Below are 326 nucleotides of genomic sequence, written 5' to 3'. Positions count from 1 at the left end.
GTGGTGTTCTTCTCAACAAGCTTAGTCATTACGCCGCCCATTGTCTCGATACCTAGAGACAGTGGAGTCACGTCTAGTAGTAGAACGTCTTTCACGTCACCCGCGAGTACACCACCTTGAACTGCAGCGCCCATCGCGACTGCTTCGTCAGGGTTTACATCACGGCGAGCTTCTTTACCGAAGAACTCAGCAACTTTAGCTTGAACCATTGGCATACGAGTCTGACCACCAACTAGGATAACATCGGTGATGTCACCTACAGATAGGTCTGCGTCAGCTAGAGCAACTTTTAGTGGCTCAAGAGAACGTTGAACTAGGTCTTCAAC

1 protein-coding gene is annotated in these 326 nt (G+C 49.4%); it reads right to left on the bottom strand.

Annotated features, from left to right (window positions below):
• The coding region (locus H2O73_RS20510) for an Hsp70 family protein (RefSeq protein WP_182110745.1) at positions 1–326 on the bottom strand (326 nt) is incomplete at both ends.

It is taken from the genome of Vibrio marinisediminis, from assembly GCF_014050145.1.
GTDB lineage: Bacteria > Pseudomonadota > Gammaproteobacteria > Enterobacterales > Vibrionaceae > Vibrio > Vibrio marinisediminis.
The sequence above is the reverse complement of the archived record's forward strand: the minus strand, read 5'-3'. Positions and strand labels throughout refer to the sequence as shown.